General features: G+C 56.4%; 24 protein-coding genes. 2 read left to right on the top strand and 22 right to left on the bottom strand.

Annotation, left to right across the window (positions count from 1 at the left end; genetic code table 11):
- Positions 1 to 17: 17 nt before the first annotated feature.
- From HMPREF1631_RS05925 to HMPREF1631_RS06020, 20 genes are all read right to left on the bottom strand, one after another.
- Positions 18 to 944: an RluA family pseudouridine synthase gene (locus HMPREF1631_RS05925; protein WP_255347279.1), complete on the bottom strand. Its 927-nt coding sequence runs from the start codon at positions 942 to 944 to the stop codon at positions 18 to 20.
- Entirely contained in the window at positions 941 to 1,534 is a 594-nt protein-coding gene (locus tag HMPREF1631_RS05930) for a signal peptidase II (RefSeq protein ID WP_084707526.1), read from the bottom strand. The genes HMPREF1631_RS05925 and HMPREF1631_RS05930 overlap by 4 nt, the downstream gene beginning before the upstream one ends.
- A 133-nt stretch (positions 1,535 to 1,667) precedes the next feature.
- Positions 1,668 to 2,264, bottom strand: a complete 597-nt coding sequence (locus HMPREF1631_RS05935; protein WP_232215455.1) for a DivIVA domain-containing protein — start codon at positions 2,262 to 2,264, stop codon at positions 1,668 to 1,670.
- Between the two features lie 133 nt (positions 2,265 to 2,397).
- Positions 2,398 to 2,694, bottom strand: a complete 297-nt coding sequence (locus HMPREF1631_RS05940) for a YggT family protein (protein WP_034233564.1) — start codon at positions 2,692 to 2,694, stop codon at positions 2,398 to 2,400.
- 9 nt (positions 2,695 to 2,703) lie between these two features.
- Positions 2,704 to 3,111 carry a cell division protein SepF gene (locus tag HMPREF1631_RS05945; RefSeq protein WP_034233566.1) on the bottom strand — a complete coding sequence of 136 codons (408 nt, stop codon included), beginning with the start codon at positions 3,109 to 3,111 and terminating at the stop codon, positions 2,704 to 2,706.
- A gap of 126 nt (positions 3,112 to 3,237) precedes the next feature.
- Positions 3,238 to 4,401, bottom strand: coding sequence for a cell division protein FtsZ (gene ftsZ / locus HMPREF1631_RS05950; RefSeq protein WP_034233568.1), 1,164 nt, complete (start codon positions 4,399 to 4,401; stop codon positions 3,238 to 3,240).
- A gap of 116 nt (positions 4,402 to 4,517) precedes the next feature.
- Complete coding sequence (locus HMPREF1631_RS05955) at positions 4,518 to 5,360, bottom strand: cell division protein FtsQ/DivIB (RefSeq protein WP_034233570.1); 843 nt, start codon at positions 5,358 to 5,360, stop codon at positions 4,518 to 4,520.
- A complete protein-coding gene (murC, locus tag HMPREF1631_RS05960; protein WP_034233572.1) occupies positions 5,357 to 6,730 on the bottom strand; it encodes a UDP-N-acetylmuramate--L-alanine ligase in 1,374 nt (457 codons plus the stop codon). Before murC ends, HMPREF1631_RS05955 begins: the two co-directional genes overlap by 4 nt.
- On the bottom strand, positions 6,730 to 7,845 hold the full coding sequence (locus HMPREF1631_RS05965; protein WP_034233574.1) for a glycosyltransferase: 1,116 nt from the start codon (positions 7,843 to 7,845) through the stop codon (positions 6,730 to 6,732). The genes murC and HMPREF1631_RS05965 overlap by 1 nt, the downstream gene beginning before the upstream one ends.
- Complete coding sequence (locus HMPREF1631_RS05970) at positions 7,838 to 9,130, bottom strand: FtsW/RodA/SpoVE family cell cycle protein (RefSeq protein WP_052047182.1); 1,293 nt, start codon at positions 9,128 to 9,130, stop codon at positions 7,838 to 7,840. Before HMPREF1631_RS05970 ends, HMPREF1631_RS05965 begins: the two co-directional genes overlap by 8 nt.
- On the bottom strand, positions 9,127 to 10,740 hold the full coding sequence (gene murD, locus HMPREF1631_RS05975) for a UDP-N-acetylmuramoyl-L-alanine--D-glutamate ligase (protein ID WP_232215456.1): 1,614 nt from the start codon (positions 10,738 to 10,740) through the stop codon (positions 9,127 to 9,129). The genes HMPREF1631_RS05970 and murD overlap by 4 nt, the downstream gene beginning before the upstream one ends.
- Positions 10,722 to 11,807: a phospho-N-acetylmuramoyl-pentapeptide-transferase gene (gene mraY, locus HMPREF1631_RS05980; RefSeq protein ID WP_034233576.1), complete on the bottom strand. Its 1,086-nt coding sequence runs from the start codon at positions 11,805 to 11,807 to the stop codon at positions 10,722 to 10,724. The genes murD and mraY overlap by 19 nt, the downstream gene beginning before the upstream one ends.
- Positions 11,804 to 13,237 (bottom strand): UDP-N-acetylmuramoyl-tripeptide--D-alanyl-D-alanine ligase, encoded by a 1,434-nt coding sequence (gene murF / locus HMPREF1631_RS05985; RefSeq protein WP_034233579.1) that lies wholly within the window; start codon positions 13,235 to 13,237, stop codon positions 11,804 to 11,806. The genes mraY and murF overlap by 4 nt, the downstream gene beginning before the upstream one ends.
- Before the next feature lie 123 nt (positions 13,238 to 13,360).
- The gene (locus HMPREF1631_RS05990; RefSeq protein ID WP_052047183.1) at positions 13,361 to 15,163 is read right to left on the bottom strand and encodes a penicillin-binding protein 2; all 1,803 of its coding nucleotides are present in this window, start codon (positions 15,161 to 15,163) and stop codon (positions 13,361 to 13,363) included.
- Between the two features lie 34 nt (positions 15,164 to 15,197).
- The gene (locus tag HMPREF1631_RS05995; RefSeq protein ID WP_034233580.1) at positions 15,198 to 15,590 is read right to left on the bottom strand and encodes a hypothetical protein; all 393 of its coding nucleotides are present in this window, start codon (positions 15,588 to 15,590) and stop codon (positions 15,198 to 15,200) included.
- Positions 15,587 to 16,606, bottom strand: a complete 1,020-nt coding sequence (gene rsmH / locus HMPREF1631_RS06000) for a 16S rRNA (cytosine(1402)-N(4))-methyltransferase RsmH (protein ID WP_034233583.1) — start codon at positions 16,604 to 16,606, stop codon at positions 15,587 to 15,589. Before rsmH ends, HMPREF1631_RS05995 begins: the two co-directional genes overlap by 4 nt.
- A gap of 113 nt (positions 16,607 to 16,719) precedes the next feature.
- Positions 16,720 to 17,151, bottom strand: coding sequence for a division/cell wall cluster transcriptional repressor MraZ (mraZ, locus tag HMPREF1631_RS06005; RefSeq protein WP_034233585.1), 432 nt, complete (start codon positions 17,149 to 17,151; stop codon positions 16,720 to 16,722).
- A 220-nt stretch (positions 17,152 to 17,371) separates the two neighbouring features.
- Positions 17,372 to 17,770 carry a DUF3040 domain-containing protein gene (locus HMPREF1631_RS06010; RefSeq protein WP_034233587.1) on the bottom strand — a complete coding sequence of 133 codons (399 nt, stop codon included), beginning with the start codon at positions 17,768 to 17,770 and terminating at the stop codon, positions 17,372 to 17,374.
- A gap of 62 nt (positions 17,771 to 17,832) precedes the next feature.
- Entirely contained in the window at positions 17,833 to 19,068 is a 1,236-nt protein-coding gene (gene dinB, locus HMPREF1631_RS06015) for a DNA polymerase IV (RefSeq protein ID WP_034233589.1), read from the bottom strand.
- A 50-nt stretch (positions 19,069 to 19,118) separates the two neighbouring features.
- The gene (locus HMPREF1631_RS06020) at positions 19,119 to 20,261 is read right to left on the bottom strand and encodes a PAC2 family protein (protein ID WP_034233591.1); all 1,143 of its coding nucleotides are present in this window, start codon (positions 20,259 to 20,261) and stop codon (positions 19,119 to 19,121) included.
- Between the two features lie 272 nt (positions 20,262 to 20,533).
- Between HMPREF1631_RS06020 and HMPREF1631_RS06025 the strand changes: the two genes are divergently transcribed.
- Both HMPREF1631_RS06025 and HMPREF1631_RS06030 read left to right on the top strand, forming a co-directional pair.
- Positions 20,534 to 22,753, top strand: coding sequence for an AAA family ATPase (locus HMPREF1631_RS06025; protein WP_034233819.1), 2,220 nt, complete (start codon positions 20,534 to 20,536; stop codon positions 22,751 to 22,753).
- A gap of 132 nt (positions 22,754 to 22,885) precedes the next feature.
- The gene (locus HMPREF1631_RS06030) at positions 22,886 to 24,895 is read left to right on the top strand and encodes an AMP-binding protein (protein WP_052047184.1); all 2,010 of its coding nucleotides are present in this window, start codon (positions 22,886 to 22,888) and stop codon (positions 24,893 to 24,895) included.
- Positions 24,896 to 25,014: 119 nt separating this feature from the next.
- On the opposite strand, the gene nrdR is transcribed toward HMPREF1631_RS06030, so the two are convergent.
- A complete protein-coding gene (gene nrdR, locus HMPREF1631_RS06035; protein ID WP_034233593.1) occupies positions 25,015 to 25,467 on the bottom strand; it encodes a transcriptional regulator NrdR in 453 nt (150 codons plus the stop codon).
- Between the two features lie 210 nt (positions 25,468 to 25,677).
- Complete coding sequence (locus HMPREF1631_RS06040) at positions 25,678 to 26,247, bottom strand: hypothetical protein (RefSeq protein WP_034233594.1); 570 nt, start codon at positions 26,245 to 26,247, stop codon at positions 25,678 to 25,680.
- Positions 26,248 to 26,393: the final 146 nt, after the last annotated feature.

A 26,393-nucleotide genomic window follows, 5' to 3' on the forward strand; every position in this document is an offset into this window, starting at 1 on the left:
CGAATTGCGCACGCGGGCTAAAACCCGGCGCCGGAGCGCATTTTGTCCAGTGCGGTCTGTAAATCTTTCGGATACGAGGAGGAAAATTCAACATATTTTCCGGTGCGCGGATGCGTAAAACCCAGTTTCACGGCATGCAGCCACTGCCGTTTCAGACCCAATTTTTCCGCCAAAACAGGATCCGCGCCATACATTTCGTCTCCCACACAGGGATGCCTGACGGCAGCCATATGCACGCGAATCTGATGTGTGCGTCCCGTTTCCAAATGCACTTCCAGCAGACTTGCGCCGATCAGCGCCTCACGCACATCGTAATGCGTTACGGCGTGTTTCCCTTCGGGCCTGATCCCCATTTTCCACTGATGGCGGTAGTCGCGCCCGATCGGAGCCTCTATTGTGCCGCTCATCGGATCCGGCAGGCCCTGCACCAGCGCATGGTAAATTTTATTCACCGTGCGTTCCCGAAACGCCCGTTTCAGCGCGCTGTAGGCAGATTCGGACTTTGCGACCGCCATGCATCCGCTTGTGCCCACATCCAGCCTGTGCACTATTCCCCGGCGCTCTGCCGGACCGGAAGAAGTGAGCCTGATACCCATCGCCAGCAACGCCCCCAACACATCCGGGCCTTCAAAATTAAGGGAAGGATGCGCGGCAACACCTGCCGGTTTGTCAACAACGACGATGTCTTCGTCCTGATACAGAATTGTAAAATCATCCACCGGCGTCGCAATCGGTTCGGCAGACTTCGGCGCCGGAAGATCTATCTCCATCACCGAGGCGCCGCTTATCTTCTGGCTGCCCTTAACGGCCGGTCTTCCGTTCAGCACAACGCGCCCGGCGGAAATAAGTTTTACGCACTGCGCACGCGAAATACCGGTGAAGCGCGACATCACCGAATCGATACGTTCCCCCGAGAAATCCTCGGGCACGGGATATAAATTCACGCTTCCACCCACGCCGAATCACCGCTGCAGGCATCTTCGCCCGCAGAAATGTCCGCATCGGGATCATCATCGCCGGCATCGCAGGCGTCGCGGCGCTGCGCGGAAGGATTATCCGGTGTCTCTTTTCCTTCACACACCCCGAAACATTCACTCACGCTAAGCACAACCAGCCCCACAACCAGGAAAATGTCGGCCACATTACCCACAAACAGACCGTTGTAGTTAATGAAATCAACCACGTGCCCGATGCCGAAACCGGGTCTGCGCAAAAGCCGGTCCAGCAGGTTTCCGCAGGCACCGGCCCACACGGCCGCAAGTATCAGTCTGTAGGACAGCAGCGGAATTCTGTAGACGAAAAACGGCAGCGCGAGCACCACCGCAGCCGAGATCAGAGTAAAAATCCACGTCGTCCCGCTGCCGAAAGAAAAAGCCGCACCGGAATTGTATGTAAGTTTAAGGGTCAGAAAATCCCCGATTAATTTTATTTCGCGCCCCTGCAGGAGCACGCTCTGTGCCCACAGTTTGGTCAGTTGATCCAAAATCAGCAGTACGGCGGCAAATACGCCTATTCGCGCAAAACTCTTTCCCATAAGAACAAGACTAGCAGAACGCGCGCCGGCGCGAAATTCCCCAAAAATGCGGCAACGGGAAAAACTTTACTGTGCGGAACATATCCGTTACCCGCATTTTGGGGAAAACGCCATCCGGAAAATGATGTGGGTCTTAAATCTGATTATTCGTGTTTTCCACGTTGTTGAGCAAAGACTCAAGATAGTTCTTCAGCCGGCTGCGGTAGTCGCGCTCAAATTCGCGCAGTTCCGCGATCTTGCGCTCCATTACCGAACGCTCTTCCTCAAGCTTCGTAATGGTCCGGTTATGCACTTCCTCGGCCTCGGCAATAATACGCGAACGCTCCGCTTCGGCTTCGCTGATCATACGCTCCGACTCACTCTTTCCGTCCGCAATATATTCATCGTGCAGACGCTGCGCGAGAGCAAGCATTCCCGTGGCGTTTTCCGCATCGTCGGACCGGGGAGCGGAATCAACAGCCGCAAAATTGGCGGTATGGTCGGCTTCCGTGGCGGTCTGCGCAGTGGTAACCACCTGAGGTGCGGCATTCTCAAGCTCCGTAATTCTGGCCCGGGCTTCCTGCAGCTGAGCAGCCAATTCCGTCTTTTCCTTGGTCAGCCGGGCGATTGTCTCGGCAACTTCGTCCAGGAAAAAGTCCACTTCGTCCTGGTCATATCCGTCCTGTGTGCTCGCCGGTTCCTTGAAGCGCATATTGACGACATCGTGTTCCGTCAGCATTGCCATTTTCATACCTCATATTTCAAGTTTTGCCGTTCGGCAGCGTATGCTTTCCGTCGACGAAAAACACTGCTGCAAACATACAACTGCTTACATGGTCTTTCTTATCATATTTTGCCCCGTACGCGCTAGGCAAATATACAAACTAGAAAAACAGCATCACGAGCAGACGGCGGAGAATATTCACACCGCAAAACAACACCAAAAACCCCAGATCAAAGGCCAGACCGCCGAGGCGCAGAGGGGGAATATACCTGCTCAGCAACCGCAGCGGCGGATCCGTAAGCCGATACACGATATTTGCGAAAATCAGCACGGGACCCCGGGGAACCCATCCGCGCAGAAAGAACGGAACAAAATCCAGTATCACACGTATCGTAAGAATCAGTGTATATAGGTCAAGAATCCAAAACAGAACCGGAAAAAGCAACGCGATACCCATAAACCCGCGTCAGCTATGAAAATCCTGCGTATGCAGATCTCCGTGCGACTCAAGTTTAATCGCATACGGAGTAAGGAGGAATACATCGTCGGAAATACGCGAGAAATCGCCTTCCAGGCCGAAGCACAGACCGACGGCAAAATCCACAATGCGTGCGCGTTCGCTGTCGGATGCCTCCGAAAGGTTTAAAATCACCGGCATTCCCGAGCGGAAATCAACGGCAAAATCCTTGATATCGCGGTATGAGGACACCCATACCGTAACGATACGGGAAATACTCTGTGATACGGAGCGGATAGAGGTCGGAGCCTCCGCCGTTTCTTCTTCCGTTTCCTGCGAAACGAAGTCTTCGTCTTCGTAGGCGTAATCTTCCTCAAAGCCTGCGGCTTTCTGATTGATTTTATCCAAAAAACCCATATCTTACTCCTAATTCCTCTTCCCCAATCTATGGGAAAACCGGTAAAAATGTAAGGAAATCCGACTGTGTGTCGGAAAATTGCCCGGCCGCGGCGATTTTTCCCGACCGGCCGGGCGCGGCGGTTCCTAGATCTCGTCCTCAAACAAAAACGGCGGAATATCCAGATCCGGGCGGCGGTGTTCTTCCGGGCGCGGACGGGATGTCTGCGGCTCGGCATCAATCGCCGCGGGAACGGACTGCGTCTCGGAAACCGGCGCGGACAGGGGATCCGCGCTCTGCTTGGCCTGCGCCGGAATATCAGCCGGCTGCGGGCGGTCCGAATCTCCCCCGTATAGATAGTCATTTGCTTCGTCAAAACCTGCCGCGATCACAGTTACGCGCAGTTCGTCGCCCAGCTGTTCATCAACCATCAGACCGACAATAATGTTTGCGTTGGGATCTACGGCTTCCTTTACCATCTGGGATGCGTCGGAGAACTCCCGCAGACTCAGATCGGTGGAAGCGGTGAAAGCAAGCAAAACGCCGTGCGCGCCGTCGATACGCGCCTCGAGCAGCGGAGAGGAAATGGCATTCTCCGTCGCCAACAGTGCACGGTCCGGACCGGAAGCGGTTCCGATCCCCATCAAAGCCGTGCCTGCATCCTTCATAATTGCCTTTACGTCGGCGAAATCCAGATTCACCTCTCCCGGTTTGGTGATCAGATCGGAAATTCCCTTTACACCGGAATGGAGCACCTCGTCTGCCATCCGGAAAGCTTCGATAATTCCGATCTCCGCCTCCGAAATCTCCAACAGACGGTCGTTGGGGATCACGATCAGGGTATCCACTGCTTCGCGCAGATCGGCAATGCCCGAATTTGCGTTGCGCGTACGCTGCAGGCCTTCAAATCCGAAGGGACGCGTAACAACGCCCACGGTCAGGGCACCGAGTTCACGCGCAACTTTTGCGACCACGGGAGCGGCACCCGTGCCCGTACCGCCGCCCTCGCCGGCAGTCACAAACACCATATCCGCGCCGTCAATCGTTTCCCGCAGAAGTTCAATATTTTCTTCGGCCGCCCGCCGCCCCACGGAAGGGTCGGCTCCGGCGCCCAGACCGTTCGAGACATCCCGGCCGATATCCAGTTTGGTTTCCGCTTCCGATTTTGCCAGAGACTGCGAATCAGTGTTTACGGCAACGAAATCCACTCCGCCCAGGCCGTCCTGAATCATCCGGTCAACCGCATTGACACCGCCGCCGCCGACGCCAATAACTTTGATATTGGCTGCATTATTTAACGCAATCATCATTTCCCCTTCAATTACTTCAAGTTATACTTGAAGTTTTGAAACTTTAACCTCGCGCAAAAGGTAAAGGGGAAAAGGAAAAGAATCAACGATATTATCGGGCGTGTTGAAATAGCTTTTCAGCCGGCCACGGGCGACGTGGGCACGGAGACGTCATAGAAGTTTTTCCGTTCCGCGAGCAGAGCCTTCAGAATCCGGGCTTTTACCGCACCGTCCCCGGACAGACCCCAATTTACTTTTCCGCCCTGAACCAGCGTGAAAGACACCTGCCCGCTGTCCGAAACGCTCAGCTCCTTAACCATCGCACGCAACTCCCCGCCCAGGTCATTCAGCACCCCGGTCAGTACTTTTACCGCTTTTATCCCCGATTTGCGCCCCGGAAGGGAAACGGCCCGCGGCAGTTTCTTCCGCACATCCTCACTGACCCTTATTTTCTGCCCCGATTCCGAAACCGGCACACAGCCGCCCGCGGCATTGAGACAGACCACCGCCCGCGCCGGAAAAATTTCGATCCGCGTCTGCGAAAACGGAGAAATATGCAGTTTAACGGAGGAAATTTCGGGGATCCTGCGCAGATCGCGCACCAAGCCGCTGTTTCTGAGGAAAAATACGGATGTGCCGTCGTAACGCGACACCACCTTTTTCACTTCCGCTTCGGACAGCTGCACCTGCGAAGACAGACCCGTAACCCGAACCCGTTCATGATGCAGGGCAAACACGGGGGAAAAAAAGAAAAACCACACCGCACCTCCTGCTATCGCCGTCGCCAGGAACGCCGTCAGTGCGATCCGCAGCCGGTAGCGAAGTGTTTCCCGGCGGCGTTCCCTCAGCCTGAACTCCAAAGACGTTACGGACTGCCCTGCAGCGGCAGAAGCAGGGGCACAGTCTTTTCCCCCTTCGGCCCGCGGGCGGACCGGGGAACGGAAATGCGGAATTTTTCGCACCAAACGGGAAATCTTCACCTGTTTTTCTCCAACTCCCGCACGATAACCGGGCCCATATCCGTCACATCGCCGGCGCCCATGGTAAACAGGATATCCCCTTCCCGGGCATCGCGGGCCAGCTGACGCGCGGCAGCCAAATGGTCGGGAATAAATCTGCTGCCCGGCAGAAGATCCGCAATCGCGTCTCCGTCCAACCCGTCGGCCGGGACCTCACGGGCAGCATAGGCGGAAGTAATTACCGCCTCATCCGCAAGCTGCAGGGCACGGGCAAAACGGTCGCGGAATTTTGCGGTGCGCGAATACAGATGCGGCTGAAACAGTACCCGCACTTTCCCCGCGCATTGGGAACGGGCCGTGCGCAAAGTTGCCTCGATTTCCGTGGGATGATGGGCATAATCGTCGATTACGCGGATTCCGCGCACGGTTCCGCGCAGCTCATAACGTCTCTGCGCACCGTGAAAAGCGCTCAGCGCCCGGGCCATATCATCCTGTGCGACTCCCAGTTCCACGCCGACCAGCCAGGCACCTGCCGCATTGGCCAGCATATGCGCGCCCGGCACCCGAATATCCAGTCCGGTTTCCTTCCCGCGGAAAGAAACACGGCCGCAGATCCCGAAACCGGAAGCACGCTCGGCACACCGCACAATGCGCGCGTGTTCCGCCCCGGGAACAGCCTGCTGCCCGTATCCGTAAGTCCAAACCCTGATTCCGGCCGCTTCGGCTTTCCGCGCCAAACGCAGCGCCCCCGCATCGTCCGTATCGCAGATCAGCAGACCGGAGGGCACAATACAGCGGGAAAAATCAAAAAATGCCTGTTCGAAGCGCTCTGCGGATCCGTAATGGTCCAAATGGTCGGGTTCGATATTGGTCACCACTGCCACGCGCGGACGGTAATTCAAAAAGGATCCGTCGGATTCATCCGCTTCGGCAATCAGCAGATTTCCCGCCCCCAGGTGCCCGCCGGGCACACCTCCGGCAAGACTTGCGCCAATCGCCGTCGAAGGGTCCATGCCCAATTTTTCAAGTGCGAGAGCCAGCATCCCGGTGGTGGATGTTTTCCCGTGCGCGCCGGCCACGGCAATAAAATCACGGCTGCCTGCGGCGAAAGCCAGGGCCTGTGAACGGTGCCAGACCCGCTGTCCCCGTTTGCGGGCGAGAGCCAGCTCCGGATTCACGTCTTTGATTGCCGAAGAAACAACAACCGTTGCCGTGGGGGAAAGATGTTTTTCGCTGTGCCCCACGTATACCCGGGCCCCGAGAGTTTTCAGAAAATGCATATTTGCCGAATCTTCGCGGTCCGAGCCGGTCACGGAATGTCCCTCCGCCAAAAGCAGCTCCGCCACCACCGACATTCCCGCGCCGCCGATTCCGATTAAGTGAAATTCCATTATCTTCCCAACACCGTCTCTGCCAATTTCCGGCCCGCATCGGGCATTCCCGTTTTCCGCGCCGCAGCCTTCATCCCTTCCGGCGAACCGGAGGCAAACAGCGGCAGCACCCGCGTGCGCACAAAATCTGCGTCAAATTCGCAATCCGGGCACATCAGGGCCGCCCCGGCAGATACCGCGTCGCGGGCATTAAGCGCCTGCTCCCCGTTTCCTACCGGCAGAGGCACAAACACCGCGGGGATTGCCAAAGCCGCCAGCTCGCATACCATTCCCGCACCCGCACGCGTAACCGCCAAATCGGCCACCGCATACGCCTGCTCCATTGAATTTAAGTATTCGACAACCCGATAGTAGCGGCGGGGCGTATCTGCCAAAATCCGTTCCGTCTCCTGCCGCTTGCCTTTTCCCGTAAGATGCAGGACCTGAATTCCCGCCGCAATAATCTCTTGGGCGCACCGGGCAAATACCTCATTTAGGTGGGCAGCTCCCAGAGAACCGCCCGTAACCAGCAAAACCGGACGGTCGGGGGAAAGAGAGAAATGCCGCAGAGCCTCTTCGCGCATTTCCTTCGCTGCGGATTGGCACGTCAGACGAAGAATCTGCGGGCGAAGCGGAAGACCGAGCGTTACGGTACGTCCCTTTTTCGCAGCCAAAGGCGTGGAGGCAAACGTAAGCGCGACGACATCGGCAAAACGCGCCCCCACTTTATTCGCCAGACCGGGCATTGCGTTTCCCTCATGCACCACAATTCTGATTTTTCTCTTTGCCGCGGCCAGATAAATCGGGGTGGAAACATAGCCGCCGAATCCCAAAACCACATCCGCGTCTGCGGCGTCCAGCAGTTTTCCCGCTTCACGCACCGCCTTTGCGAACCTGTAAGGAAAAAGAAACGCTTCTCCGTTCACCCGGCGCGGAAAAGGGACGCGCGAAATGCAGGACAGGTCAAACCCCGCTTTGGGCACGAGTTCCGTTTCCAGACCCGCGTGCGTCCCCACAACCGAAATTTTTACCTCCGGATCAAGATTTCGGATCATCTTTGCCGTAGACAGGAGCGGATTCACGTGTCCTGCCGTCCCGCCTCCCGCAAGCACTGCCGAGCGTACTTTTCTATTCATGGTTTTTCCTCACTATCGCTTTGGCACGATGTACTATTCCGGATCTGATCTTCATGCTCTCCCTCACCCCGGGCACAGACAGGGAAAATGCCGCCACCACCGCAACCATCGCCAGATTTGCGATCACAGCCGAACCTCCCTGCGAGATAAAGGGAAGAGGCACACCGAATACGGGCAGCAGTCCCGTTACGACACACATATTCGCAAAAGCCTGCCCGCAGATCCACAGACCCGCCCCCGCAATTGTCAGCTGCCCGAAACGGCTCGGATGGTTCAGCGCCAGACGCAGAAAAACCCACGCCAGCACAAGAAACAGGAAAAGAACGGTCAGCGTGCCGAACAGCCCCAGCTCCTCGCCGATAACGGCAAAAATAAAATCGGTGTGCGCTTCGCGCAGATCAAGCCATTTTTCTTTGCCCGCGCCCAGACCCACGCCCGTCATTCCGCCCGTGCCGAAAGCAAACTGCGCAAACTCCGACTGTGTGGGCGCAACCGTATCCGGCAGCGTAACCAGATTCGTGAAAAATCCCGTTACGCGCGCCAGACGCGAAGGCTTAAACGCAATAAAAAGCGCGGCAAGCAAAACGGCTGCCACCATGCTCCGCAGGAAGAACTTTCGGCTGATTCCCGCTACCCACAGCATTCCCGCACCGATTGCGACATATATCAGAGCGGTACCCATATCTCCCGGAATGAGTACCGCCGCGGTAGCCGAAATAAAACCGAGCACCGGAACAGTAAGTGTTTCTTTTTTCAGATCGGCGGCATTTATCCGCGAGAGAACCGCTGCCAGCCAAATCACGAGGGCACCCTTTAAAAATTCCGAAGGCTGAATCTGCACCGGCCCGAGCATCAGCCAATTCCTGTTCCCGTATATTTCTTTTCCGAAAAATATCACCATGAGCTGCAAAATCAAAGCCGCGGCAAAAATGGCCCGGAAATGCCTGAAATAAAATTTCGGCGTGAAATGCGCAAGCACAAAACCTGCCGACACACCGGCCAGAATATAAACGGTATGTTTAATGGCTACGGAAAACAGTTTTGTTCCCTCCGCGCTCCGGTCGGCGGCACGGATCGAAGCGACCGTGGTGGCGGAAAAAACCATAAAAATTCCGATCACGGTGAGCACGGTGACCACCGCCAGCATCAGAATCAGGGACTGCTGCACCAGATCCCGGCGCACACGCACTTTTTCCGCATCCGTCAGGCGCTCCTGATGCGTGTTACGTTTCCCTTCGTCTTCCTCCCGGCGGGATTTCGCTCCCGGTCTGTGCGGCAGATTCATTTTTCCGCTGCCTGTCCGTCGTTTTCCCTCCGTTTCCGGTCCGCCCCGGAGAGCGGATTCGGCGCGGAACGGGCAAAATAATTTTCCACTGCCCGCCGGAACTTATCCCCTCTGTGCGCATAGGAACGGAACTGGTCCATGGACGCACATGCCGGAGCGAGCAAAACAGAGGGCAGCGTGCCTTCGGTGCGGATTTTCTCTGCCAGGCGCGCGGCAGATTCCACGGCATCCGGCATCGGATCCAAAACGTCTCCGTCGGTGTATACGGTCGGCACGTCCAGCTGTGCCAGAGCCTTCTTCCACGGTCTTTGATCCGTACCGATGACGACGACGGCCCCCACGCGGTCGGCCGCCTCGGACACGAGATCCGAAAAATCAACGCCTTTCGCCTGCCCGCCCACAATCCACACGGTGCTGTGCCGCTTCTGCATCCGCAAAGAAGCCAGCGCGGCATGCGCATTGGTGGCTTTTGAATCGTCAATCCAGTTGATATTTCCCGCCCGGGAAATCAGTTCTATCCGGTGCGCGCCCGGTTTGTATGCCCGCAGGCCGAGACGGATGTGTTCGGCGGAAATTCCCACGGAACGCGCCAATGCGGCTGCGGTCAGGGCGTCCTTAAGCAAATGCACGGGCAGAGTGCCTTCACCGCTTCCCCCCGGAATCAAATGCGCCAGGTCCGCCGCCGTAAAGAGTTCGGGAACCGCTTTATGCGAGAAAAAACGTTCCTTTCCGAAAGCGCGGTCAACCGCCACGTTGTCGCCCGTATACGGATCGCGGACCATGCCGATCTGTCCGATCTGCGGAATCCCCGGGGTAATTCCGACTGCCCTTGCCCCTTCCCGCACCTGCGCGGCATCCACCATTTTCCGCACCTGCGGATCGTCGGCCGGATATACGCAGGCGCACTGCACGCGGTTGTAGATGTTGGCTTTGGCTTTCCAATAGCTTTCCCTGCCGTAATGCCACTCCAAGTGGTCATCGGCAAAATTCAGCACTGCCGCGGAAGCGGGGGATACCGAATGGACGGCCGCCAGCTGGAATGAAGACAGCTCCAAAACTATCACCCGGGCCGCATCGTCAAGACGAGTTATTTCGGTGATTGCGGGAGAACCGATATTTCCCACGGCGTCGTGGCCCAGCCCGGCGGCTTTTACAATCGAAGCCAGCATGGAAACCGTTGTCGTTTTTCCGTTCGTGCCCGTGACGCACAGCCATTTTGCACTGTTTCCCTGCGGGTCTGTCGGGCGCAGATGCCATGCCAGCTCAATTTCCGACCAAATGGGAATACCCGCCCGGCGCAGTGTCTCCCAGACAGCTCCCCTTTCCCGGAAACCGGGAGCAATCACCGCAATATCCGGTCTGTAGGAAAGCAGGGCGTCGGCCAGATCTTTTTCTTCGGCACAGTGGAAACGCCGGGAATCGGGCACGGACTGTGCCACTTCCTCCAACGCCCGCGCGTTTTGGTCCCACGCCGAAATCAAAGCCCGGGTGTGTTCATTCAGAGCCTTAACGACGGCGCGCCCCGAAACGCCGATTCCCACCACGGCGATCTTTTTGCCGTCAAACTGTGCGCTTCCCAAAATTTTAAGCATTACTGTGCCGCCAGCCATTCCGCATAAAACAGTGCAATTCCGACTGTGACACACAAAATCTGTATCAGCCAGAAACGTACCACGATCGTTACTTCTTTCCAGCCTTTCAGCTCAAAATGATGGTGCAGCGGAGCCATTTTGAATACCCGCTTATGCGTCAGTTTAAAGTATCCGACCTGAATTACATCGGAGAACACGATAATAACAAACAATCCGCCGAGCAGGACCGCCAGGACTTCCGTCTGGGTGAGAATCGACAGGCCCGCAAACGCTCCCCCCAGCGCCAAAGATCCTGTGTCGCCCATAAAAATCCGCGCCGGCGAGGTATTGTGCCACAGGAATCCGAGACACGCACCCACGAGGGCGGCGGCGATCATCGTCAGATCGCGCGGATCGCGCACGTTGTAACAGCCGGGATCCAGCCGCACCAGAGAGCTGCAGCTCTGATAGGACTGCCAGATCGAGATCAGAACATAGGAAGAAAAAGCAATCGCCGAAGCGCCGGCCGCCAAACCGTCCAGGCCGTCGGTCAGATTGACGGCATTGGACCAGGCGGTAATCAGAAAATTCGCCCAGATCACAAACAGAACAAAACCCACTGCGGCACCGGCAAAAGCGAAAGTCAGGGGCGTATCGCGCACTACCGAGATGCTGAGAGTTGCGGGAGTCTGCCCGATCCTGTTTCTGAAGCGCAGAGCACCCAGGGCGAAAACAATCCCCACAAAGCCCTGGCCGGCCATTTTTGCCAGCGGACTCAGTCCCAGAGAGCGTTCGTGGCGGATTTTCGCAAAATCATCCAAAAATCCGACCACGCCCAAACCAACTATCAGGAAAAGAAGCAGCAGACCGGAGGGCGCCGGGCGGCGTTCCGAAACGAGATTTGCCACGGCATATCCCGCAAGCGTGGCGGCAATAATCATAATTCCGCCCATGGTCGGAGTTCCGCGCTTCACCAAATGCGTGGTCGGCCCGTCCTCGCGGATAAACTGACCGTAGGAACGGCGCTGCAAAAATCTGATGAAAAGCGGCGTACCGCATAGGCTGACCACCATTGCAACCAGCCCCGCAACCAAAACTGAAATCATGCAATTTCCCCATTCATCATTTTATCCGCAAGTTTCCATATACCCGAACCGTTCGATCCCTTAAACAGAACCGCCGCCCCGGGTTTTAATTCCTTTTTCAGCCACTGTTCGGCTTCCGCCAAAGATTCGCAGGTAACGCAGTTAATATCCGTGCCTTTCAGCTCCTGCGCCAAATAGGAATAAAGCCCGCCGACCGCCAGCACCGTATTGATTCCCGCTTCGCGCAGATCGCCGGCCAGGCTGCGGTGCGCGGAAACACTGTGCCCGCCCAATTCAAGCATTTCTCCCAAAACAGCGATTTTTTCGCGGCATCCGTTTCCGATTGCGCCCAGGGCGAGAATTCCCGCCCGCATGGAAGCCGGATTCGCGTTGTACGAGTCGTCAATAACGGTTTTCCCCGCCACCCGGCGCACGTCCATCCGGTGGGAGCTGATTTTCCCGGGATGCGTCAGCACCCGCAGGATGTCTTCATCCCCCACTCCCATGTAGGAAGCGACGGCAGCCGCCGCGGCCGCGTTGTGAATCTGATGCACTCCCGCCAAACCCAGTGTGAAATGCACTCTCCTGCTCCCCAGGCGCATATCCGCCACCGCGTATCCGCCCGCGGAGGAAAGATTTTCCACCGCACACGCATATCCGGCAGAACTGTTTTTCGGATCGGCGGCGAAAAAATAAACGGGAGCAGCCGAAGCCGCTTTCATTTTTACGGTATATTCGTTGTCCGCGCTCAAAAATACGGCTCCCGCGGCAGGAACGGCCTCCACTATTTCCTGTTTTGCGCGGGCAACCGTTTCCAAATTCCCGAATGAACCGAGATGGGCTTTTGCCACAGTCAGCACAACCGCGATATCGGGGCGGGCAACCGAAGTCAGATATCTGATATTCCCCACGGCATCCGCCCCCATCTCCAAAACGAGGGAAACGGTGCGCTCATCCGCGCGCAAAACGGTAAGCGCCAAACCGATCTCGTTGTTAAAGGAATTGGGAGGGGCAACAACCGGGCCGAGGGGAAGCAGCATTTCGGCCAGCAGATCTTTCGTGGTTGTTTTGCCTACAGAACCCGTTATCCCCACTGTCCTCAGCCTGCTCCCCGGCAGGGAACGCAGAAAAGAAAGCCAGTAATGCGCAATTTTCCCCAAAGCAGTTACCGTATCGGGCACCGCAATCAAAAACTTTTCTTCCGCTCCGCAGGCTATTGCCGTCTGCGGATCGGAGGTAAGAACGGCGCGCGCGCCTTTCTCCAAAGCATCTTTGGCATAGCGGTTGCCGTTATTGTTTGCACCGATAATTGCCACAAACAGCTCTCCGCCGCGCACATTGCGGTTGTCGGTCGCAACGCCTCTTATTTCCCCTTCCGGCACCGGACCCTGTTTTGCGTAAAATTCCCCCTCACAGGCACGGACCAGTTCCCGAAGGGACATATTCACCATTTTTGCTCCTCATACGATAACGCAGGCTGCCCGATGCAGACATCCGCATATTCCATATTATCTATCTCTGCGCACTTAATTCTAATTTCCCGTCTGCCGTGTTTGGCCCCCGGATTTCCGCATTTATCTCGTCCAGGGAAGATCGGCAGGCGGAACGGAGGAAGGAGGAACTTTCAGCATCCGCATCGCGAATTTTCCGATCTCGGAAAACACCGGGGCGGCGACCATTCCCCCGTAGGCAACCCCGCCGCTTTTACGCACCGAAACGGCAACGGCAATTTTCGGATTTTCCGCGGGAACGGCTCCCACGAACGAACCGACCGTTCCGGCAAGCGTGCCGCCTCTGCCCAAAATCTGCGCCGTGCCGGTCTTGCCCGCCACATTGTAGCCGTCAATTGCCGCGCCGGGCGCGGTGCCGCCTTTTTTCGTCACGCCCTGAAGCAGCTCCATTATCGTTTTTGCCGTTTCTTTCCGCAGCACCTGCTGCGGGCGTCCCGTAACTTTCGGTTCAAAATTTCCCTGCGCGCCATACACGCCGTCGATTAAATGCAGCGGATATTTAACTCCGCCGCCGGCCACGGTGGCAATCATCGAAGCAAGCTGAATCGGCGTAACGGCATACGACTGCCCGAACATCGTGGTATAGCGCGCGCGGCGGTCCCATGATTTTACGGGACGCAAAATACCCGGCTCTTCCCCGCCGATCTCCACACCTGTGCGCGCACCGAAACCGAATCTGCGCAGATATTCATAACGCGTTTCGGCAGGTACCCTGTCTCCTATCTGTACCGTGCCCGTGTTCAGCGATTTTGCCACAATTCCCGCCATCGTCATTCGCTGCGTGGGATGCTGCTCATCGTCATGAAACACTTCTCCGTTCGGCATCGTGATCTGATAGGGAACCGTAAAAGTGTCGAGAGGCTTTGCTTTGTTTTGGTCAACCGCCGTGGAAAAAGTAACCACCTTCCCCACGGAACCGGGTTCGATAATCGAGCCCACCGCCGGAGACGTAAAGGATTTGGGCATATTTTTTGCCACATCCGCGGGATTGTAGGTTCCGCTGTCGGCAAGGGCAAGAATACGTCCCGTTCCCACTTCTGCAACCACTGCCGAGGCCCAGTCCGCCCCGTAGCGCTCCACGGTATCGTGCAGTAAATTTTCCGAAAGTTTTTGCAGGTCGCGGTTGATGGTCAGTTTAATGTCGCGCCCGTTTACCGCCGGCGTCTCGCTCCGTTTTGCCTGCGGAAACACTGTTCCGTCCGGACCGACTTCAACCGTAAGTTTACCGTTTTTGCCCGTCAGCACGCTGTTCATGGACTGCTCTACTCCCGCGCGCCCCGCCACGGTGTCGCCCTGCTCGGTTTTCCCCACAAATCCGAGCACCGATCCGGCAACCGTGCCGTTGGGATAAATTCTTTCCATATACCTTTCGGGGAAAATTCCGCGGATCTTCTTTTTCTCTATTTCTCTCCATTTTTCCGTGCTCAGCCCTTTGGCAAGGAGCAGCCACTGATTCTTCCTTTTCCCGGAGATTAAGATTCCGCCCAGTTCGGCACGGTCCATACCCAGTATCGGAGCCAGTTCCTCGGCCACCGCAACCGCACCGGCGCTTTTGATTTTTCCGTCGCTGCCGTACTTCACATATTCTGAAACGGCTTTCTGATCCGCCCGCACATTGTATTTTGCCCCGGATCCGGCCAGTACTCCCCCTTCGGAATCCAAAATTCTGCCCCGCAGCGCTTCCTGCGTGTAGGAACGGGAACGAAATGCCGAAGCGGTCTGTGCCAGGGAATCGGCCTGAAAAATCTGCAGCATTATCAGCCGCGCAAACAACAGCAGCGCAACCACGGCAATTACAGCAAGAATATGCCCCAGACGACGGCGTGTCGGGGCGTTTGCCTGTCTTTCCCTGCCGGTAACTGTCATGTTCGGTTCACATGCCTTATGCCGTATGCCGGTTTCAGCGCTTTTCCTCCGCGGTTATTTTGCCGCTTTTGTAATCGAGATATTTAACGTCCGCGGCGGGCACCATCCCCAAATCGGAGGCGCTTTTCTGCAGTCTGTCGGGAGTGGAAAGGGACATCACCGCGGTAGAAAGGGCCTCGGCATCGGATTCGACCCGGGAGAGATCCATTTTCATCGTCCGCACCTCGTAGGCGCCTTCCACCATCTTTGTATTCAGGCAGAATGCCGCAATTACCGCTGTTAGGAATATCGCCGTGCAGAGGATAAGCGTGCCGAAAAACCCTCCGGAGGGAGCCGGGGCGGGCACTACGGAAAGTCCGGGAGTATCCGTACTCCGGCGTATTGCGGTATTTACATTCCGATACGCCGCTGCTGACTGTACACTCATGCGTGACCTCCGTTGAATTTAGTGTCTGTATGGTGAAGATGGGCCGGTGTGCGGCGGATACGTTCCACCGCCCGCAGCCGGACGGATGCGCTGCGCGGATTGCGGGCAATTTCCGTTTCCGGGGCACGGAATGCACCGTGAACCAATTCGCGCAGATAGGGACTGTGCTCCTCCAGCCTCACCGGCAGACCTGCCGGAGTGGTGTCTTCCAGTCCGCGGCGAAAGGCGTTCTTTACGATGCGGTCTTCCAAAGAATGATAGGATTCCACAGCCATACGCCCATGTACGGCCAATACGTCCAAAGCGGAGCATAGCGCTCTCTGCAGCACTTCAAGCTCGGAATTTACCGCAATTCTGATTGCCTGAAACGTACGTTTTGCGGGATTTCCGCCGGTGCGCACCGCTCTTGCCGGCAGTGCGCGGCGCACGGCTTCCACCAGTTCCCCCGTTCCCGTGAAAGGCTGCCGCGCACGGCGGGAAACGATTTCTCCGGCAATCCGGGAAGCAAATTTTTCTTCCCCATACACTTTCAGAATCCGGGTAAGTTCCCCGGCCGAAGCGTTATTCACAATATCTGCGGCGCTCACTTCGAGATCCGGATCCATACGCATGTCCAAAGGCGCGTCGTGCGCGTAGGAAAATCCGCGTTCCCGCGCGTCGAGCTGCAGCGAAGACACCCCCAAATCCATCAGAACCGCCTGCGCTTTCCCCTCCGGGGCATATTGCGCGCAAATATCGGCAATTCCGTCATAGGTGGCACGGACGGGAATGAAACGTCCGCCAAAGGGAGCCAGTCTGCGCGATGCCAGTTCGATGGCCTGGGGATCGCGGTCGATACCCACCACCGTGGCTTCCGGGCAGGAACGCAGAATCGCTTCCGTATGCCCGCCCAGCCCCAACGTGCAGTCCACGCAAAGAGAATTTTTTTCGCTCAGGGCGGGCGAAAGCAGTTCCACACACAAATCGCGCAGGACGGGCCGGTGCAGGGCATTGCCGCGTGCATCTAAAACTCCCACCTGAGTGCACCTTTCCGTGTTATATCCGATACCGTTCCGCCGTTCCAGATGCCTGGTTTCCGCTTTGTCCTGCCGCCGGGGAATCGCTTCAAGACCAAGCGGAAATCACACACCTAGAGCACTCCGGGGATGATCTCGTCTTCCAGATCCGCAAACTGCGCTTCATTGTCTGCCAGATAGTCATTCCAGGCTTTCCGGTCCCAGATTTCTACCCGGTCTCCCGAGCCGATCACCACAAGGTCCCGTTCCAGGTCCGCATAACCGCGCAGAATTGCCGGAATGGTGATCCGTCCCTGACGGTCCGGAACCTGATCGTTTGCGCCGGAAAGAAACACACGCGTATAGCTGCGCGCCTGTTTCGACGTCAGCGGGGCCTGCTGCAGTTTTTCCAGCACTTTCGAGAATGCGTCCCGGGAAAACACGTACAGACAGTGTTCCTGGCCCCGGGTAATAACCAATCCGCCGTCCAGCCGGTCGCGGAATTTCGCGGGAAGGATCAGGCGTCCTTTGTCGTCCAACCGGGGTTCGTACGTACCAAGGAACACTTCACACCTCCACTCGAAATCGGCTATGTCTCCACTTTACACCACTTTGCACCATAAACAAAGCAAAACACGGCGCATAAAGTTAATAATTTGGCGTAAAAACAAGGAAAAATAGCGTGGAGGAATTCAATTGCGTTTTCCGTATTCATGCAAAAACAGGGCGGGCAGACGCAAAAAACAGGGCGGACAGAAAAACTGCCCGCCCCGCTGTGAAAAAAAATCAGTGCCTGTCACGATTTTGCAGTCTGCGAATCCATTCCTCCGCCTGCTTCTGCATAAAATCGGCACCCGCCGGAGGATGCATTTTTTTCCGCGGTCTGCCCGGCCCCACGCGCCGCACAAAACCATTGCTTAAATACCAGAAACCGGCAAAAATAACGGCAACTCCCAGCACACCTACAGGAACCAGTTCCGCAGAAACACCGAGCAGCACAATTCCCAGCCCGCACACGACAACAATCAGCCCGATAATCAGATTTCTTGGCACAACCCCCAAATGCAGCGCCTGTCCGGGGCGCGGAATATCACCGTTGATCCCCTCGCGAAATTCGGAATCTCCGGACTTAAGCTGCGACTCCAGCTCTTCGAGCATCTTCCGCTCATACTCAGACAAAGCCATGTCCACTTCTCCTTCGGTTGTCCGCTTCTTTAAGAATATCTAATCCGACCAAAAAGAAACAGTCAGAAAGCAAATCCTGTATTTTTCCCGTCTTCGCCGTACAGTGTGGCAAAACCGGCACTCTTTGCGCCGAATTTCCGCCGTACCTCATCGAGCGCCGATTCGATTCTGCCGCTGCGGTCGTCCGCATCCAGTGCGGGCTGGAATTCCGAGGCGGCACCGGTCAGGCGTTCCGCCTTTACGCCTACCAGGCGGACTTTCTGCTTCAGCGGGAGAAGCCGGTCAAACAGCGAAACGGCACTGCGGTATATATCCGCCCCGGAAAAGCCGGGGACGGCGGCCGCGGCCGAGCGGGTCACGCAGGTAAAATCGGCAAATTTAACTTTTATTCCCACCGCGGAGGCATACATATTCCGGCTGCGCAGCCTATGCCCCAAAAAATGGCTTTCAGCCAGAATAGCGCGCAGAATTTCCGGGACGGAATCCGTATCCCGGGCAAATGTATGTTCTTTGCCGATGGATTTTTCACATTTGCGCGGAACAACTTCCCGGCAGTCTTTATTCTCGGCCAGAGCGAGCACTTTCCCGCCCAAAGCGGTACCCAAAATTTTTTGCAGCTGCCGCGCAGGTGCCGCCAGCACATCCGGCACGGACGTAATGCCGAAACGGGCAAGTTTTTCCGCGCTCCGGCCGCCTATTCCCCACAGATCGCCGACCGACAGTTCGTTCAGGAAGTCATGGGAACGGTGCGCGGGAATAAGCAGCATCCCATCCGGTTTGGCGTACGCGGAAGCCAGTTTTGCCAAATGCTTGGTGTTGGCAATTCCCACGGATGCGGGTACGCCCACTTCCCGTTTTATCCGCCGGCGGAGAGAAACGGCAATGTCCCGGGGAGAACCGAAGAGTTTCCCGGCCGAGCGCACGTCCAAAAACGCCTCATCAACCGAAATCTGCTCAACCGCAGGCGTAAACTGCGAAAAAATATCCATAATCTGCCTTGAAAGTTCCCGGTAAAACCGCATGTCAACAGGTAAAATAATTAAATCGGGACACTGCCGCACAGCCCGAAACAGAGGAAGGGCGGAATTCACTCCGAAACGGCGTGCCTCATAGGAAGCGGCGGCAACCACGCCGCGCTCCCCGCCGCCCACGGCAACCGGTTTCCCGCGCAGCTGCGGATTGCGCAGCAATTCCGCAGATACGAAAAAGGCATCCATATCCACGTGCAAAATCGGGGTCTGCGAATCGTCGCTTCCCCAATCGCGTTTCATATTCACATTCCGCAGCGTACGCGACACTTATTTTTCCTCACCGAACACCGGCCTTCCGTCCCGTGGAATACCCAAAATCAGTAGTGGTGTTTCCCTCTTCGCCGGGGAGAGTTTTTCCCCTGCGGCAAAATCTGTGCATCATTTGAGCCCCGCACATTTTTTCTCTCTGCGGCGCAGGCTTTGGGCGAAGACGAAAGATCGGTTTTCTCCGCGGCGTGTTTTGCCCGGCGTTTCCGCCGCGGCCCGGCATCTGCGGTATTGGTCATCGCGGAAATTCTGTTTTTCCCGAATTTGTTTTTTTCACTTTCGCAAGACGCCAGCTTATCCCGCAGATTCCCCGTCTGGCCGGCAAGAAAACGCTCTGCGGCAATACCGATTTCCTCAAAAGTCGGCACCCTGATTCCGTCCTCGGAAGTACTGGCAAACCTCATTTCTTCCGGATTTGCGTCGTACTCTTCTTCCAGTTTTGCAACCAACTGCGCGATATCCCCGCCGGAATCCATAAGCTGCGCAAAAGCCTGCTCCTGCCTGTCCTCAAACTGTTCCAGGTCGCCCAGGGGCAGACTCGGCCCGCCCAGGTCGGCCGTCATTTTCGCCAAAGCCAGGGCTCCCGAAATAAAAGGCGTGCCGGACTGCGCGATGTAAAAAGGAACCCGAACCCGTAAATTTGTCACCGACAGATCGTCCTTTGCCGCCGCAAATTCAAAATAATCGCTCAGTGCGGCATAATGCTCCGCCTGACCCTGCACATATTTCACCCCGGGATGGAATTTCGTCGAGCGCAGAAGCATATCGGCAGGACGCGTATGGGGCACCGCGGCCGCCATCGCCGCAAAGGAAAACACCTTTTTCACCCGAAAATCCTTCACAATCCGGATTAAATCCCGGCATATTTCCGCCCATCTGAAATCCGGTTCCTGCCCGCACAGATAGAGAAAATTAACGCCTCTGATATCCGTGACAAGCTTCAGATTCAGTGCCGCCGTAACGAAATCGGCAATTTTTCCGTCCCGGTAGGTAACTATCGGACGCTGCGCACGGTAATCAAAAATTTCATCGCTGTCGAAAGAGGCAATCTCAGCCGAATCCAAATCTGATATCGCAGCATCCAGTGCCTGCATCACGTGCCCTGCGTCCACGAGGGGATCAAGGAGGTTGATAAGAAGCGAGTCAATTTCAATTCCCGATTTAATCGGCTCATATCTAAACAGATGCGGCACCGGACTCTCCTCTCAGCCTATTTTTTCGATACTATATTGTAGCGTGACCTACCGTGGGAAAAACGTTTCCGCCGCAGATCCGTCCGTTATTTTCCCAACAGCTTATTTTTCGCCCAACGGAAAAAAGCTGCCGGCACAAAGATGACATCCCGTCCAAAATCGGCGATAATTGAGGAACTGCCACGAAACGCAGGCAATGTAAAAACCGTTTAATTCAACAGAAGAAAGCGAATTTTTCCGTGCGTCCCAATTCCGCATCAGAATCCGATTCCGTGCCCGAAGAATGTTTGCAGACGCAGCGGGAGGCAATCGCCGAAGAACAGCATTTTGCCGATTTTGCCTACGCCAATCTGGACCGGCAGATAGCCGGATACACAAAGCAGCTGGAACGCACGCGCGGCCGGGGAGCGTCCGGCACGCCGGCGGCCCGCAGCGAACGGGATTCTTTTGCCGGGCATTACGAAGACAACATCACCCGGCTGAAAACCGTGGAAAACAGGCTCATTTTGGGCAGCCTGGAATTCGATTCCGGTTCCCGCACGCATATCGGACGCACCACGCTGCGCGACCCGAGGCAAAACATTATTCTCACAGACTGGCGCGCACCCCAATGCGAAGCCTTCTACCGGGCGACACCCGTTGACCGGCAGGGAGTTACGCGCAGGCGTCATATTCAGACCAGATTCAGAACCGTGGTCGGCGTGGAAGACGAACTGCTGGACACTTCGTCAAAAACCGCCGAAGCCCTCCCCCTGACGGGCGAAGGCGCTCTTTTTGCCGCAATGAACAGGGCACGCGACGGCAGAATGGGAGATATCGTCTCCACGATTCAGGCCGAGCAGGACCGGATTATCCGCTCTCCCCTACAGGGAATTTTGGTGGTACAGGGCGGCCCGGGCACGGGAAAAACAGCCGTTGCGCTGCACCGCGCCGCATACCTGCTCTATACTTTCCGCGCACAGCTGGAAAATTCCGGCGTTCTTATCATCGGTCCCTCGCCGCAGTTTTTGCGCTACATCGAACGCGTGCTCCCCTCTCTGGGGGAATCCGGCGTAGTTTCACGCACCGTCTTTGAGCTGCTGCCCGGCATCCGTGCGGACCACACGGACGGCGAAGAGGCAGCCGCGCTGAAGGGAAACGGAATTTGGAAAAAGATATGCGCGCGCGCCGTGCGCCAAATTCTGCAGCGCCCCCTGACTCACGCCGTGGCTTTCCGCGTATCGGGAAAAACCGTTTCGCTGCGCCCCCATGAGGTTGCCCGGGCCGCGGAACGCGCGCGCCGCAGCGGAAAACCGCATAACGAAGCGCGCAATATATACGCAAAAACACTGGTCACTCTGTTGGCGGAAAAACTGGCGGCACGGCTGGAAACCGATTTGAAAAGCCATGAATGGATTTACACCGACATCGCCTCCGATCCGCAGATCCGCCGGGAAATAAACCTGCACTGGCTGCCCGCATCCCCACTGTGGCTTTTGGAACACATTCTGGCCCGCCCGGCACTGTTTGCGCAGATCGCGCCCGAGCTGAGTCCCCGACAGCGCAAATTGCTGTACCGCGCGAAGGGAAGCGGTGTTTCCCGGGCCGACATCGCAATTCTCGACGAACTGGCAATGCATCTCGGGCCTTTGACCGACAACTGTGAACAGCGGCGGCGTGAGCTTGCCGCCTCCGAGGAAAAGAATCTCGACGCCTATATCGGCGATACGATGTCGGCGATGGGTTTGGGCGGGGGAATTGTCAGTGCCCGAACCATTGCGCAGCGTCACCGGCCCGCGGCACGCTACACATCGACGGCGCAGCGTGCCGCGGAAGACCGTTCGTGGACCTACGGACACGTGGTGGTGGACGAAGCCCAGGAGCTGACCGAAATGCAGTGGAGAATGATTTTCCGGCGCAATCCGAAACATTCGATGACGGTTGTCGGAGACCTTGACCAGCGCACCGCAGGCGCGCCAAAAGGCGGCTGGCAGGATCTGCTCGGGGAAAAGGACCACAGCCTCAGCGTGCAGAAACTGTCTGTAAGCTACCGGACTCCCGCAACAATTTTAAATTATGCGGCACAAAAAATGCGCGGGCTGGGAATTGCCGTGGATCCTATCCGCGCCGCGCGCGACATTCCAAACAGTCTGCGCGAGATCACGGCAGATCCCGGAGCGGATCTTTCCGCACTGCGCAAAACAGTGAAAGACACGGTTGCCGGGCAGCTGCGCTATCTCGACGGGGAATACGGAACGGGATTGGGAACGGTGGCCGTGATCGCACCGAAGTCCCTGTCCGGACAGCTGAAATTTCCCTCCTCCGACGCGCGCGTGCGGTTCGTGACGCCGCAGGGCGCAAAAGGCCTGGAATACGACGTCGTCATTCTGCTCGGGGAAAAGGAAATTGCAGAAAATGCCCCCGGCGATTTATATGTGGCTCTCACCCGCGCAACCAGGCATCTTGTGATAATCCGCCGCCGCGCCGGGCACACCCGGGGTCAGTGCGGGTGATTTTGCGTTCGGATAATTACCCGGATTCTTCTCGGGAAGCGGACAGTGTGAAGAACCATACGGACTGCGAATTGACGCCCGACATAAAAAATCGTCATAATTCTAGTTAGTGTCAATATCTTCGGAGGGACAATGAACGATCTTCTTAAAGAGGCCCACAAACACTATCCCAAAACGGTACCGACGCGGATCATTCCGCCCACACACACGGTATCCGACGTGTTTGAAGCGGCCGTACACGATTTTCCGCAAAACATCGCCATTGATTTCCTCGGACGCGAATTCACATACAAAGAACTGTACGAACAGATAAAGCGCGCCGCTTCCGTGCTCAGTATGTGCGGCGTGCGCAGGGGGGATGCCGTTTCCCTGATGCTCCCCAACTGCCCCCAGCATTATGTCGCATTCTACGCCCTGTCCTACCTGGGTGCCGTTGTTTCCGAACACAATCCGCTCGCCCCGCCCGCACAGCTGAAAGAACAGCTGGAGCGAATATCCCCGCGTGTGGTGGTGGCATGGGAGCAGACCGCGGAAAAGCTGGCAAAAGCGGGCGTGCTGCGCCCATACACCTGCCTGGCCGTCGACATCACCAGGGCACTTCCCCGCAAATCGCAGTTTCTGCTTAAACTTCCGATCAAAGCGGCAAAAAAACAGCGTGCGAAAATGCGCGGCAAAGTTCCTCCCGAGGCATATTCCTGGGACGACCGGGTGGCGGCGGCCTATCCGATGCATTTCCATCCCGAAATGCACTCCGGGCAGGACGACATTGCCGTTCTGATCCAAACCGGCGGCACGACGGGCACACCGAAAGCGGTGGCGCTGACACACCGCAACATAGTTTCCAACGCCGCCCAGGTTTTGCTCTGGCTCGATTCGTTTAAACGGGGAAAGGAAACCGTGGGCGCGGTTTTGCCATTCTTCCACGCTTTCGGACTGCAGCTGTCTCTGTCGGTCTGCGTCTCCCTGGCCGCCACCCAGGTTATGCTTCCCGCATTCGATCCGGAACTGCTTTTGGCCGGCAACAGCCGCCACCCGATCACGTTCCTATGCGGCGTCGCCCCCATGTTCAGAAGAATTCTGAAAGTGGCACACGAAAAACAGATTTCTTCGCTGCCCTCAATCAGATTTTCGGTCAGCGGAGCAATGCCGCTGCCCCGGGAACTGGCCGAAGAATGGGAAAAATTTACCGGCGGCTTCCTGATTGAAGGCTACGGGATGAGCGAATGCAGCCCTGTTTTGTGCGCATCTCCGCTAAATGCGAACCGCCGCCCTTCCACGCTGGGAGTCCCGCTGCCCTCCACGGAAATCAGAATTGCGGATCCGGAAAATCCGGATCTGGATGTGGCGCCCGGAGAAGTGGGAGAACTTCTGGTCCGCGGCCCGCAGGTTTTTCCCGGATATTTCAACGATCCGAAGGAAACGAAACTGTGTTTCCACAACGGATGGCTGTGCACGGGCGATTTGGTCACCTGCTCGGACGGATTTATTGTGATGGCAGACCGCCGTAAGGAAATGATTATCAACGGCGGATTTAACGTTTACCCTTCCGAAGTGGAACAGGCGATACGCGATATGGACGGCGTGGAAGACGTGGCCGTGGTGGGAATGCCCAACGGATCTCTGGGGGAAATGGTTGTCGCGGCCCTGGTTCTCAAACCGGGTGCGGCAGTGGACCTGGACGCTGTGCGCAAATGGAGCGAATCCAAACTCTCCCACTACGCAATGCCGAAAGCCATCGCGATTTTGGACGATCTTCCGCGCTCCCAGCTGGGGAAAGTTATGCGCAGAAATGTCCGCGACCAGCTGCAGAATTTCCAGCTGATTTCCGGTGAATTGCGTCAGAAACTCAGCGAGGCTTCATCCAACGCCGCCGAAATTCTGGATTCCTACCTGCAGACTCTGCGGGAAAAAACAAACAGCTCGGCCGAAGACTGGAAAGAGTGGCTGGAAAACAACAATGCCACTTTGGAAGGATTTAAAAATTGGCTGACCGAGCAGGTAAAGAGAAACACGGAAGTGAAAAAAGAAGAAGTGGAGAAGGAAGCGGCACACCACGGATTCAGCACCGATACATTCTTTGAGTGGCTGCGGAACAAAACAGGGAAAGCGGGAGATACAGGCAGCCGGGAAGAACAGAAATAAACACGGAAAACGCCGGGCGAAAATCCCGGACCCCGGCCCGGAGCCACCCACCCGCAAACCGAGCGTATTCCGCAGCAACAGGCAGCGGCAGACATATCGGTATGCGGACCGGTTTTCGATTAGTTTTCGGACTCGTTTCGCAGACTTTGGATCGCCTTTTCAAAATCATCCAGGGAATCAAAGTTTGAATAAACGGAGGCGAAACGCAAAAAGGCAATCTGATCCAGTTTTCGCAGCGGCTTTAGGATCGCGCGCCCAATCTCTTCGGTTCCGACCTGAGAAGCTCCCGTGAGGCGGATCGTCTCTTCCACCTGCTGCGCCAAAACAGTCAGATCGTCATCCGAAACGGGTCTTCCCTGGCAGGACTTGCGCACACCCGCAATGATTTTTTCCCGGCTGAATGGTTCTGTTGCACCGGAACGTTTTACCACACCCAAAGAAGCAGTCTCTGTTGTGGTAAACCGTTTTTTGCATTTCGGACATTCGCGCCTGCGTCTGATTGAAGTTCCGTCCTCACTGCTGCGGGTATCAATCACACGCGAATCTGCATAATGACAAAATGGGCAGTACATACCGTCAAGGTATCCGGTTTATACAGGAAATGCAAATCGAAACCCTGCTGCCAAACCACGGATTGCAAACTCCGATTAGAAAACCTGCCCCGGCAGCGGATACGAAACCCTGTCACCCAATCTAAACCACGTTGCCCGATTTAAACCGAAAGCCGTTTTGCCGCGGAAACAAATCCTTTCCCGTTCAGCGCAGACAAAAATACCTCCTAATTAAAGAAGCAGCGGAGAGGCGGCAGGGCCGGCGCTCCCGGCCGTGGGATAAATAACGGACCCAAACAGCAAATCGATGCAGGAAACCGCCAGACCGAAAAGAAGCAGGAAAAACAGCAGCGTAAAAGCTATCTTTACGGCAGGAGACATACAGAGTGCCACAACGCTCCGGAGAAAGGATACATCATCGGATACACCGCCTGAATTCCGAACCGGAGAAACCGGACGCCGGCGCGGCATGCGGTTTAAATCCGGCATACGGACCGCGCTGACGCCAAACTGTTCGCCTGCGAACCCGTCCGCAACTGCGAGAACAATTCCCCGCCGCGATTTTCTCCTGTCGGGACGGACAATTCTGTTTGGCGCGGCATCTTCCCTTCCGCCGGCCCCCGCAGCGGGGACCTGAGGAAAATACGCCTCGTCGGAATGTACCGCACGCAGCTTCACCCGCGCCGGCTCCGAAGTCGGCTTACCGGCAGGAACGCAGGACCCGACGCTTTTTTTCGCCCGGTTTGCGGACAGCGGCACATAATGCCCGCACAGTGCGGCAGAACCTCTGACAGTACCCATATCTTTCCTCGCTTTCGTACTTCTGTTCGACGTACCTATGTTCGATAGACTACCACCTGCGGAGAGAAAAGTCCAGAACGTCTGTTTGATTATTTGCCGAACAGGCGTTTGATTGTTTTCTTTTTATCCGTTAGGCTTACATATAT

It is taken from the genome of Arcanobacterium sp. S3PF19, assembly GCF_000758825.1.
GTDB lineage: Bacteria > Actinomycetota > Actinomycetes > Actinomycetales > Actinomycetaceae > Arcanobacterium_A.